Genomic DNA, 11,888 nt, shown 5'->3' on the forward strand with positions numbered 1-11,888 from the left:
AACTCTTCAGTTCAAACCTGTTACTGTTTTCGGGCTCTTTCGAACCCGGTCGCTCACTCAACGTACTGACGAAGTGTCTAACCATCTTTCGATGACCAAACCTTCCTTTCATTACTGTGTGAGACTTGATACTTTCGCTTTACCGCCAGATTCCGGAGTTAAACCCCGCAACCCGGCGCGCGTCGCGCATCAAGCGCCCACACTTATCGGCTGTTAGTTTTTAAAGATCATTCGCTCAGAAGCTCTGCTTTCTTCGCGTCCGTCATCAAACGGGAGGCGAATTATGCGATGCGGTCCGCACCCCGTCAACCCCTTCTCTGCAATTATTTTCGAAAAGTTCAGAAGTGCAAGAAAAAGCGGCAACAAGCCGCACTCTTCTCCGGCGAATAGAATAGTTAGTTATCCAATGAAAATATTTGTCACTGAATAGCAGCCTGGTCGTCGGCAGATCTTCTCGCCCTTCAGCCGATCAGTTCTTCCGGCGTCAGGTGCCGCGCGCCCCAGGCGGTAGCCAGTCTCTCGCAGCGGCCAAGCCGTATCGTGCCCTGCTCGAAGTCGACGAATACGATCTCGTCCGCGTGAGGAGGCCGTGCCGCCTCATCTGTTGTGCGTCCATCGGTGAGTATCCACACCCAGCGCTGCTGCGCGGGCTTGCGCCGCGCGCTGCGCTCGAGCAGTTGCGTGGCGCACTGAACGCCCGCTGCGAACGGCGTACCTCCACCACCGCCGACCGGCTCGAGCCATCGCTCGTTCCACCATCGCGGCACGGCGGGACCGAAACGCAAATCCGCGCCCGCTCCGCCGAAGCAGACCAGCGCAGCTTCCGCACGCATCGCGCTCGCGCGGTCGAACAGCGCAATCAGCAAACCCTTGGCAAGCGCGAGACGCTCTCCGGCCAGCATCGAGCCCGAACAGTCCAGCACGAAGCAATGCAGCACACCGCCGCGCGGTACATCACGCATGAAGCGCAGATCTTCGGCACTCAGCGCGCGCCGCCGTTGTCTCCCCATCGCGGCGAATGTCTGCGGCCATGCGATACGCCGGCTCGAATTACCACGCATCTCAAGACGCGCATCGCCACGCGAACGCAAGACCGCATCCGCCTTTTGCCGCCATCGAAAACCGCTGTCAAGCTCAGCGGCGGCGCCCTTCCGATGGCTCAGCGTTTTTTTACGTTGAGCGGGATAACGCCTTTGACGTGCGTCGTCGCGGCCGGCTGCGGTGGCAGATAACCCCAATCGCCTTCGCCGCGAGCGGCCTCGTCTGGCGAAGGTGAAGAGGAAGACGAAGACGAATGCGCAGTCGAGCCCCGCTGCGAATCACGCGAGGACTCCGTCTCGCTATCCCGCGCACTACTCGCAGACGACGCTCCCCGCTCACGCCGCCGATGCATCAGCACCGCATCGGCAACGCGCTCCACATGCTGCGGCGTCACCGCATCCGCGAGTTCGAACGCTGCGAGCGCACGCGCCCCGCGAAGCATCACGAGATCGGCGCGCAAGCCGTCCACGGCAGCGTCGATACACAGCGTACTGACCCGCGCGTGAACTGCATCGTCGAAAGAAAGCTGCGGCAGCGCCTCGCGCGCCGCATGAATCCGCTCGACGTACTGCGCCTGCTCTTGCGCATAAGCCGCACGAAAACCAGCAGCATCCAGGTCGAACGCGAGCCGTGCCTTCACGATCTGCTCACGCACGCGCGGCTCGAAACAGTTTTGCAACTCCACCATCAGGCCAAAACGGTCGATCAATTGCGGCCGCAACTCGCCCTCTTCAGGATTCATCGTGCCGATCAGCACGAAGCTCGCCTCATGACTATGCGATACGCCATCGCGTTCGACGGTATTCACGCCGCTCGCCGCCGCATCGAGCAACGCATCGACGAGCGCATCGGGCAGCAGATTCACTTCGTCCACATACAGCACGCCGCGATGCGCCTTCGCGAGCAGCCCAGGCGAGAAGCGCACAGAGCCGTCGCGCAGCACCGTTTCAATATCGAGCGTGCCGATCAGACGATCCTCGCTTGCGCCGAGCGGCAGGTTCACGAGTTGCCCTTCCGGCAGCAACTCGGCGAGCGCACGCGCGGCCGTCGATTTCGCCGTGCCGCGCGGCCCGCTGACCAGCACGCCACCGATGCCCGGATCGATCGCCGCGAGCAGCAATGCCTGCTGCAACGCAGGCTGTCCGATCAACGCGGCAAACGGAAACGCGGGCCTTTTCTGCGGCGCGCCTTCGCGTGCATCGTGTGTGGCTGCATTCGTGGCTGCATTCGTGGCTGCATTCGTGGCTGCATTCGTGGCTGCATTCATGATTGCATTCCTTCGATCTGCTGTTCGCTCGCGAGCAGATGCTGTTCGACCTGCGCGCGATAGTCGCCAGGCGTCTGCCACAAACCGCGCTGCATCGCTTCGAGCAGACGCTCGCAAATCGAATGCAGCGCATGCGGATTGTGCTGTTGCAAGAACTCGCGCGTGTCGCGATCGTTCAGATAAGCATCGGCGACGAGCGCATATTGATGATCCGCGACCACGCGCGCGGTCGCGTCATAGCCGTAGAGATAATCGACAGTAGCCGCGATTTCGGAAGCGCCCTTATAACCGTGGCGCTTCACACCGTCGATCCATTTAGGGTTGACCACGCGCGAGCGGATCACGCGCGCGATTTCCTCATGAAGCGTGCGAACGCGCGGCGCGGCCGGATTGCTGTGATCGGCGTGATAGACACTCGGCTGATTGCCCGCGAGATGCCGCACGGCCGCCACCATGCCGCCCTGAAACTGATAGTAGTCGTTGGAATCCAGCAGATCGTGTTCGCGGTTGTCCTGATTCTGCAAGACGACATCCATTGCAGCGAGGCGTGCGCCGAACGCATGACGCGCCTCTTCGCCCGCACTTTTCTGCGTGTACGCATAACCGCCCCACGCCTGGTAAGCATTCGCGAGGTCCGCGTCGGTCTGCCATTGCTGCGAGTCGATCATGTCCTGCAAGCCCGCACCATACGCGCCGGGCCGCGCGCTGAACACGCGCCAGCCGGCGCGCTTGCGCGCTTCGGCGGCGTCCATGCCGCGCGCGATCAACGCATCGCGTTCACGCAGAACACGCGCGCGAATCGGATTGAGCTCCGCGGGTTCGTCGAGTTCGGCGACGGCCTGCACTGCCGCATCGAAGAGGTGCATCACGTTGGCGAAAGCGTCGCGGAAAAAACCGGACACGCGCAACGTGACGTCGATACGCGGACGGTCGAACGCTTCGATCGGCATGATCTCGAAGTCGGTCACGCGATGGCTGCCCGGCGCCCACTTCGGCCGCACCCCGAGCAGCGCAAGCGCCTGCGCGATGTCGTCGCCGCCGGTACGCATGGTCGCGGTGCCCCATACGGAAAGACCGATCGCGCGCGGATAATCGCCGTGTTCCTGCAGATGCCGCTCGATCAATTGCTGAGCCGACTTGAGCCCGAGCGACCAGGCCGCTTGCGTGGGAACCGCGCGCGTGTCGACCGAATAAAAGTTGCGCCCTGTGGGAAGCACATCGGGCCGGCCACGCGATGGCGAACCGCTCGGCCCCGGCGGCACGAAACGCCCTTCGAGACCGCGCTTCAGATGCAGCATCTCCTGCGCGCCGCATGCGTCGAGCCGCGGCAGCACGTCGTTGCGCAAACGTTCGAGTACGCGTGATGCTTGCGGCAGGCTGACTTCGGCGAAAGCGTTTGAAGCGTCGCCTTGCTCCTTGCACATTGCACGCAGCATGTCGGCTGCGAGCAGTTCGAGACGCTCGCGCGTATCGCCGCAATGCCGCCACGGCGCGTCGCTCACGCGTTGCAGAACATCGGGGCGCGGACCCGTCCATGCCGCCGACCAATCGACAGACAACGGATCGAAGAACCGATCGATGTTCAGATCGCGCGCCAACGCATCGATCAAACCTGCGTTGCGGCCTTGCCCATCACCGACGGGAAAGCGCCCCAGCGCGAGCAACGTATCGCGCCGTTGCACGCCGTGCGGCGATTGACCGAACGTGTGCAACCCATCGCGAATCTGCGCCTCTTTCAATTCGCAGAGCCACGCATCGACGCGGGTCAGCAGCACATCTTCATCGTCCTCGCCCTTCGGCGCCGACAGGCTCAGTTCTTCATGCAGCCTGTGTTCTACGATGGTCGCGAGAATCGTGCGCCGCAACAGCTTCGAGCGGCGCGGATCGACCATCAATGCTTCATAGTATTCATCGACCTGGCGCTCGAGATCCTGCAGCGGCCCATAGCTTTCCGCGCGCGTGAGCGGCGGCATCAGGTGATCGACGATCACCGCCTGCGCACGGCGTTTCGCCTGGCTGCCCTCGCCCGGATCGTTGACGATGAACGGATACAGATGCGGCATCGGCCCGAGAATCAGATCGGGCCAACAGGTATCGCTCAACGCGACGCTCTTGCCCGGCAGCCATTCCAGGTTGCCATGCTTGCCGACATGCACGATTGCGTCGATGCCGAACTGATGACGCAGCCAGAAATAGAACGCCAGGTACGCATGCGGGGGCACCAGTTCGGCGTCGTGATAGCTCGCGTAATCGCCCTGATCACGTGAACGCGACGGCTGAATGCCGACGAACACATGGCCGCAGCGCCAGCCCGAAATCATGAAACGGCCGCGCCGCACGGTCGGGTCCTGGTCCGGCGAGCCCCAGCGCGCATTCAGCGCATCGCGCGTCTGAGCAGGCAGCGCGTTGAAATACGCGAGGTAGTCGCCAAGCGCGAAGCTTTGCAAAGCGGGCCGCAGATCGCGCACGACGGGATCGTTCGTCACGCCTTCGGTCAGCTTCTTCAGCAGCGCGTCGCCGTTTTCTGGCACGTCGGCCACGCGATAACCTTCGTCGCGCAGCATCGACAGAATGCCGACCACCGACGCCGGCGTGTCGAGCCCGACGCCATTGCCGATGCGTCCCTCGCTCATCGGATAGTTCGCGAGAATCAGCGCGAGCTTCTTCTCGGCGTTGTCGAGCGAACGCAGCCGGCACCAGCGGCGGCTCAGTTCAGCGAGAAAACGCACGCGCTCGAGATCCGGCTGATAGCGGACCACGTCGACTTCCGTATGCGGACAACGATAGGCGAGTCCCTTGAAACTGATCGCGCGCGTGATGATGCGGCCGTCCACTTCCGGCAGCGCGATATGCATCGCGATGTCGCGCGAATTGAGACCCTGGTTGTCCTTCACCCAGTCGTCGCGATTGCCGCCGCTCAGGATCACTTGCAGCACCGGCGCATCGCCTGCGAGCGCGAGCGGCTCCGGATCGTCGATCGCAGACGCGGCGAACGCAGTGGTGTTGAGCACCAGCGCGGCATGATATTGCGCGCACAACGACTGCACGACTTCGCGGCTCATCGCATCTTTCAGCGACGTGATCGCAATCGGCAGCGGGTTCATGCCTTCTGATTCGAGCGCGTCGATCAGCGCGTCGAACACCGCGGTATTGGCCGCCTGAAGATGCGCCTTGTAGAACAGAATCGCGGCAACAGGCGCGGCATGCTGCCAGCGCGCCTGCCAGTCGGCGATAGTCGGCGTATCGCATGCGGGATGGTAGAGCGACGCGGCTGGCAACGCGCGCGGCGGCGCCGGTTCGCGGCCCCACCCAAGCGCGCGATGCGCGATGCAGCGCAGGAACGCCTCGGCGTTCTGCGGCCCGCCTTCGCGCAGATAGCGCCACAGTTGATGGCAGAGATCGGCATCGGCGGTGCTGCGCGCGAGCAGGTTCGGATCTTCCTGCAGATCGCCGGAAAACATCGCGAGCGTCTGCTGTTTGCGCTCCGCAAGCGCGACCACCTGCTCGATGCCGTACGGCCAATACGCCTCGCCGCCAAGATGATCGACCACGACGACGCGCGCATGTTGCAACACGTCTTCGACGTAAAAGTCCACGGAGGCCGGCTGCCGCAGATACGTGACATTCGCGAGGCGCACGCTCGGAAAGCCGTCGCCGAGACGGGGAAACACGCTCGCGAGCAACGACAGCGTCGTATCCGCGGAACTCAGAATGACGATGTCCGCGGGCCGCTGATCAATGCGGATCACGCCTTGCGTATCGTCGACGAAACCGCCCGGCGTGGTGCGCAGCAGATGCATGTGTCTATACCCGCTTACGTCTGTTGCGCGGCGACAGCGGCTGCGACGCCGAGCGCGGCGTCGAATGCGCGTTGTAGCGCAGCCTGGTGGAGGTCTTCACCGATCAGCACGAAGCGGCTTTCGGCGCCTTCGCGTAGTTCTTCCAGTTCACCTTGCTGCCAGCGTCGATCGAAATAACTATCAAAGCGCCGGCCCACGCCTTGAACGACGAGCCGCATCGGCGCGCCCGGCAACGCCGCGAAACCCTTCACGCGATAAATCGTGTTGTTTTCCACGAGTCCTTGCAGCGCGGCGATCACCGCTTCACGCGACTGTGCCTTTGCATTCACGACCACCGAATCGAACTCATCGTGATGATGATCGGCGTCGTCGGCCGAACCGTGGTGATCGTGGCGCAAGTGAATGGTTTCCTCCGACGCCGCTTCAAGCCCGAACAACGCATGCAGATCGAGCGCGCCTTTATGGGCGCGCACGATCTTCACCTGCGGCGGAATTTCGGCGCGAATCACGGCTTCGACCGCGTTCTGGCCTGCTTCGTCGAGCAGATCGGTCTTGTTCAGAATCACCAGATCCGCAGCCGACAACTGATCCTCGAACAATTCGTGCAGCGGCGACTCGTGGTCGAGATTCGGATCGGCCTTGCGTTGCGCGTCGACGGCAAGCGGGTTTTCGGCGAACTGACCGCTTGCCGCAGCGGGTCCATCGACCACAGTAATCACCGCATCCACCGTGAAACTGTTCTTGATCTGCGGCCAGTTGAACGCCTGCACGAGCGGCTTGGGCAACGCGAGCCCCGAGGTTTCGATCAGCACATGGTCGATCTGCTCACGGCGCTCGACGAGTTTTTCCATCACCGGAAAGAACTCTTCCTGGACGGTGCAGCACAGGCAACCGTTGGCCAGTTCATACAATTGGCCTTCGGTCTCGACGCCGTTTTCATCGCAACCAATGCCGCAACCTTTGAGGATTTCGCCGTCTATGCCGAGCTCGCCGAACTCGTTGACGATCACCGCAATGCGCTTGCCGCCCGCGTTCCGAAGAATGTGCCGCAGCAACGTCGTCTTGCCGCTGCCGAGAAAGCCCGTGACGATGGTGACGGGAATCTTGCGCATCTGAACTTGCATGGTGAGTCCATCCGTGAGAGTTGCATCTGCTGGCCGGCCGAATCACGCGCTTTGCGCATGACGTCGCATCGCAAAACGCGGGAACGCACGACGGCCTTGCCGCTACACCAGGGAAACGCAGAATACGGGTATGAGGTCATGAGCGCAGCGCCGCTTCCCCGCGGCGTTCGCCCTTCGTGTTCCGGCCGGTATCCGGGCTGGCGAAAGCGCCGCTTCCCCTTCCCGGACGAGTGATTTCTCGCCCAGTGGTGATATGCCGACGCGGCCTTGCGCGTGGACATCGAAGCCGGCTCCGCGGCGCCATGCAAACCGCCATGACGTCGCTTTTCGCTTACCGTTGCGGGGGCAGCACAGGTTGACCCGATCCATGCGAGGCGGGCGCCCTGTTTCCCGTTTAACTGCATGCGCACGAGCGCGCACACGAGCACCAGAAGTGCGTGCGAGTGTAGGCCGCGCGCCTTGCGCCGTCAAGAAAACGCAAGCCCGGCGCGCTTATCGGACGGGCTTGCCGTGTGCTATCGTATGCGCGCGTCTGGTGCCCGCACATGCGCTCGCGTGTGCAGTTAAACGGGAAACAGGCAGCGCGCTTGCGCTCAACCTGTGCTGTCCCCGCAACGGTAAGCGACCGGCGGCGCGATTATTTTTTGCGCCGCACATGCGTTTTCAGTGCCACTGTCCAGCACATTCGAACGAATGTGGGCGGGAACGCAAAGCGCGTGAGGCCGCCAGCCCGGATACCGGCCAGACGCGGAGGCGGCCGTGCGTTGTTAACGTCACGCCGCCGGCCGCCGGAATCCGCGAGGGACGGATGTGAAGGCGCTCAAGCACGACTTAGGGAAGCGGTCTGCAATCCGCGTTTGCTGTCGTGCGCGAATGCACAGTTTCGAATGACTTCAATTTCCATCACATTGCGTGTATGTCGACGCTGCATGATTGCATGTGCGCCGACGCGGCGCATGCCGCGATGAAACGCGCATGGCTGATCGGCGCAGGCCCCGGCGACGTCGAACTGATGACGCTGAAGGCAACCCGCGCGCTCGCGCAAGCCGACGTGATACTCGTCGACGATCTGGTGAACCCCAACGTGCTGCAATTTGCGCGCGCCGATGCGCGCATCGTGTATGTCGGCAAACGCGGCGGTCATCCGTCGACGCCGCAACACGGCATCGTCGAGCAAATGCTCGCGCATCTGAACGAAGGGCGCAGCGTCGCGCGTTTGAAGGGCGGCGATCCCTTCGTGTTCGGCAGAGGCGGCGAAGAGCAACAGGCACTGCATGCGGCGGGCGTCGACGTCGAAATCGTCAGTGGCATCACGGCCGGCATTGCGGCGCCGGCGGCCATCGGCATTCCGGTCACGCACCGCGATCATGCGCAAGGCGTGGTGTTCGTGACCGGCCACGGCGCGGGCACGAGCGAGCCGGATTGGGCCGCGCTCGCCGCCACGCGCATGACGCTCGTGATCTATATGGGCATGCGGCGGCTGAACGACATCGTCGGCGCGTTGCTGGCAGCGGGCATGTCGGCACAGACTCCGTGTGCCGCGATCGAATCCGCAACGCGCCCCGAGCAGCGGCATGCGCTCGCCACACTCGGTGATTTCGCCGATGCCGTCGCGCGCGCGGGACTCGGCTCGCCCGCGATCGTGGTGATCGGCGGCGTGGCGTCGCTGGCGAAGGATGTCCGATGAAAACGCTTAGCGTGGGCATCGGTTGCCGCTTGCAGACGTCGGCGGAAGAAATCGAAAACGCTGTGCGCGCAGCGCTCGGCTCGCATTCATTCGAAGACATCGCGGCCGTCGCCTCGATCGAAACCAAAGCGCAAGAACCCGGCTTGCTCGCGTTCTGCGCGCGCCACAAATTGCCGCTGCAACTCTTCACTCGCGAGCAGATTGCCGCGCTGCATGTCGCCGAGCCGTCGGCGGCGGCGCGCGAGCATCTCGGCGTCGACGGCGTCTGCGAACCTTGTGCGTTGCTTGGCGCGTCGATCCACGCTGCTGCTCACACGCCCTATCTCGTCGCTCGCAAAACCGTTCACGCGGGCGTCACTGTGGCGATTGCATCGACCGAACACGCGCTGCCGCGCAGCGCCACCTTCACTGACCAGGACCTTCCATGAAGACCGATCCCGAATCGCATCAACGCATGACCGAACGCCGGCGCGAAGGCCACGAAAAGAAGCAGGCCAACGCGACCGTCGAAAAGGGTCTGCTGATCGTCAACACCGGCACCGGCAAAGGCAAGACGACCGCTGCGTTCGGCATGGCCGTGCGCGTGCTCGGCCACGGCATGCGTCTTGGCGTCGTGCAGTTCATCAAGGGCGCGCTGCATACGTCGGAGCGCGACTTTCTCGGCGCGATTGCGAATTGCGATTTCGTCACGATGGGCGACGGCTACACCTGGAACACGCAGGACCGCGACGCCGACATCGCGACCGCGCGCAAGGGCTGGGACGAAGCGCGCCGGATGATCGAAAGCGGCGACTATCAGATGGTGATCCTCGACGAGCTGAACACCGTGCTCAAGTACGAGTACCTGCCGCTCGACGAAGTGCTGTCCGTCATCGCCGCGCGTCCAGAGATGCTTCATGTGGTCGTGACAGGCCGTCATGCGCCCGACGCGCTGATCGAAGCCGCCGACCTCGTCACCGAAATGCGCATCGTCAAGCATCCATATCGCGAGCAAGGCGTGAAAGCGCAGCGCGGCGTGGAGTTCTGAACGTGTCCGCCTGCCCCGCGCTCTTCATCAGCGCGCCCGCGTCGGGCCAGGGCAAGACCACGATCACCGCGGGTCTTGCGCGCTACCATCGGCGGCTCGGGCGGCGCGTGCGTGTCTTCAAGACCGGGCCCGACTTTCTCGATCCGATGATTCTGGCGCACGCGAGCGGCGCGCCGGTGTTGTCGCTCGATCTGTGGATGGTCGGTCAGGACGCGTGCCGCAATCTGCTTGCCGAGGCTGCGGCCGAAGCCGATCTGATCCTGATCGAAGGCGTGATGGGTCTGTTCGACGGCACACCGAGCAGCGCGGATCTCGCGAGCGCGTTCGGCGTGCCCGTGCTCGCCGTCATTTCCGCGAAGGCGATGGCGCAGACCTTCGGCGCGGTCGCGTTCGGGCTTGCAAATTTCAGGCCGCACGTGCCGTTTCATGGCGTGCTCGCTAACCGCGTCGGCTCCGCGCGTCACGCGCAGATGCTGCAAGAAGCGTTGCCGCCGACGCTGCGCTGGTGCGGCCACCTCGCAGCAAGCGATGAAATCGAATTGCCCGACCGTCACCTCGGCTTGCATCAAGCGGCGGAAATCGACGATCTCGACGCGCGCCTCGAACGCGCCGCCGATGCGCTCGCCGATACGGCGTTAGCCGACCTGCCGCCCGCCGTCGAATTCGGCGCGCCCACGCCGCGCGCGCTGCCGCCGCTTCTGCAAGGCAAGCAGATCGCCATTGCGCGCGACGCGGCGTTCTCGTTCATCTATCCGGCCAACGTCACGCTGCTGCAAGCACTCGGCGCGCGCGTGCAATACTTCTCGCCGCTCGCCGACGAGCCGTTGCCCGCGGGCACGGACGCTGTGTATCTGCCCGGCGGCTACCCCGAACTGCACGCGGCGGCGCTCGGCGGCAACACGCGCAGCGCCGCTGCGGTCCGCGCGCATGTGGCAAACGGCAAACCGCTCGTCGCCGAATGCGGCGGCATGCTGTATCTGCTCGATCGACTCACCGACACGCAAGGCGTCAGCACGCCGATGCTTGGCCTGCTGCCCGGCCACGCGACGATGCAAACGCGTTTCACCGCGCTCGGCATGCAGCAGATCGACAGCGTGCATGGCGCGATGACCGGCCACACGTTTCACTACTCGAAGGTGAGCACCGCGTTAGTGCCGCTGCGCTCGGCCACGCGGCCTCAAGGCGATGCGCCCGGCGAGGCGCTATATCGCGCCGGCTCCATCGTCGCCACCTATATGCATGCTTACTGGCCCTCCAACCCGGCTTTCGCGGCCGCTCTCTTCAATGGCCAAGCCTTTTAACGACGCCGACCGCGATGCGGTCTATCGCGCGATCCACGAACGCCGCGACATGCGCCATTTCGTGCGCGATCCCGTCGATGCCGCCGTGTTGCAGCGTCTCCTCGACGCCGCGCATCACGCGCCGAGCGTGGGCTTCATGCAGCCGTGGCGGATCGCGCGCATCACCGATCCCGCGTTGCGCGCCGCGCTGCATGCGGCCGTCGAAAGCGAACGGCTTGCCACCGCCGACGCGCTCGGCAAACGCCGCGAAGAGTTCATGAAGCTGAAAGTGGAAGGCATGCTCGAATGCGGCGAACTGCTCGTGATGGCGCTGATGGACGGCCGCGAGCGGCACGTTTTCGGCCGGCGCACGTTGCCGGAGATGGACCTCGCGTCAGTCGCGTGCGCGATCCAGAACATGTGGCTCGCCGCGCGCGCGGAAGGCCTCGGCATGGGCTGGGTGTCGCTCTTCGACGTCGATACGGTGCGCCGGCTTCTGCATATGCCCGAAGGCGCGCGGCCGGTCGCGATACTGTGTCTTGGGCACGTCGACCGGTTCTATAGCGAGCCGATGCTGCAGACCGAGCGTTGGGCGGATCGCATGCCGCTCGCCGATTGTGTGTTCGAAAACCGCTGGCCTGAGAACCTCTAAGCGCAGCAGC

Annotated in this window: 9 protein-coding genes and 2 riboswitches; of the genes, 5 read left to right on the forward strand and 4 right to left on the reverse strand. The window is 63.9% G+C overall.

Annotation, left to right across the window (positions count from 1 at the left end):
* Positions 1-461: 461 nt before the first annotated feature.
* The 4 genes from AB6809_RS25610 to cobW form a co-directional block, all read right to left on the reverse strand.
* On the reverse strand, positions 462-1,061 hold the full coding sequence (locus tag AB6809_RS25610; protein WP_310035240.1) for a VWA domain-containing protein: 600 nt from the start codon (positions 1,059-1,061) through the stop codon (positions 462-464).
* A 98-nt stretch (positions 1,062-1,159) separates the two neighbouring features.
* Complete coding sequence (locus AB6809_RS25615; RefSeq protein ID WP_310031790.1) at positions 1,160-2,308, reverse strand: ATP-binding protein; 1,149 nt, start codon at positions 2,306-2,308, stop codon at positions 1,160-1,162.
* Positions 2,305-6,108: a cobaltochelatase subunit CobN gene (cobN, locus tag AB6809_RS25620; RefSeq protein ID WP_310031793.1), complete on the reverse strand. Its 3,804-nt coding sequence runs from the start codon at positions 6,106-6,108 to the stop codon at positions 2,305-2,307. The genes AB6809_RS25615 and cobN overlap by 4 nt, the downstream gene beginning before the upstream one ends.
* 14 nt (positions 6,109-6,122) lie before the next feature.
* A complete protein-coding gene (gene cobW, locus AB6809_RS25625) occupies positions 6,123-7,232 on the reverse strand; it encodes a cobalamin biosynthesis protein CobW (RefSeq protein WP_310031795.1) in 1,110 nt (369 codons plus the stop codon).
* A 165-nt stretch (positions 7,233-7,397) separates the two neighbouring features.
* Positions 7,398-7,679, reverse strand: a riboswitch (cobalamin riboswitch).
* A gap of 69 nt (positions 7,680-7,748) precedes the next feature.
* Positions 7,749-7,993, forward strand: a riboswitch (cobalamin riboswitch).
* A 203-nt stretch (positions 7,994-8,196) separates the two neighbouring features.
* On the opposite strand from cobW, the gene cobA reads away from it, so the two are divergent.
* From cobA to bluB, 5 genes are read left to right on the forward strand one after another with little or no spacing between them, the layout of a single operon-like run.
* A complete protein-coding gene (gene cobA / locus AB6809_RS25630; protein WP_310031796.1) occupies positions 8,197-8,919 on the forward strand; it encodes a uroporphyrinogen-III C-methyltransferase in 723 nt (240 codons plus the stop codon).
* Complete coding sequence (locus tag AB6809_RS25635; protein ID WP_006050289.1) at positions 8,916-9,347, forward strand: cobalamin biosynthesis protein; 432 nt, start codon at positions 8,916-8,918, stop codon at positions 9,345-9,347. Before cobA ends, AB6809_RS25635 begins: the two co-directional genes overlap by 4 nt.
* The gene (cobO, locus tag AB6809_RS25640) at positions 9,344-9,946 is read left to right on the forward strand and encodes a cob(I)yrinic acid a,c-diamide adenosyltransferase (RefSeq protein WP_310031799.1); all 603 of its coding nucleotides are present in this window, start codon (positions 9,344-9,346) and stop codon (positions 9,944-9,946) included. The genes AB6809_RS25635 and cobO overlap by 4 nt, the downstream gene beginning before the upstream one ends.
* A gap of 2 nt (positions 9,947-9,948) precedes the next feature.
* Positions 9,949-11,247 carry a cobyrinate a,c-diamide synthase gene (locus AB6809_RS25645; RefSeq protein WP_310031801.1) on the forward strand — a complete coding sequence of 433 codons (1,299 nt, stop codon included), beginning with the start codon at positions 9,949-9,951 and terminating at the stop codon, positions 11,245-11,247.
* Entirely contained in the window at positions 11,231-11,878 is a 648-nt protein-coding gene (gene bluB / locus AB6809_RS25650) for a 5,6-dimethylbenzimidazole synthase (protein WP_310031804.1), read from the forward strand. Before AB6809_RS25645 ends, bluB begins: the two co-directional genes overlap by 17 nt.
* Positions 11,879-11,888 lie beyond the last annotated feature (10 nt).

The sequence above is a fragment of the Paraburkholderia sp. RCC_158 genome, assembly GCF_041355255.1.
Classification (GTDB): domain Bacteria; phylum Pseudomonadota; class Gammaproteobacteria; order Burkholderiales; family Burkholderiaceae; genus Paraburkholderia; species Paraburkholderia graminis.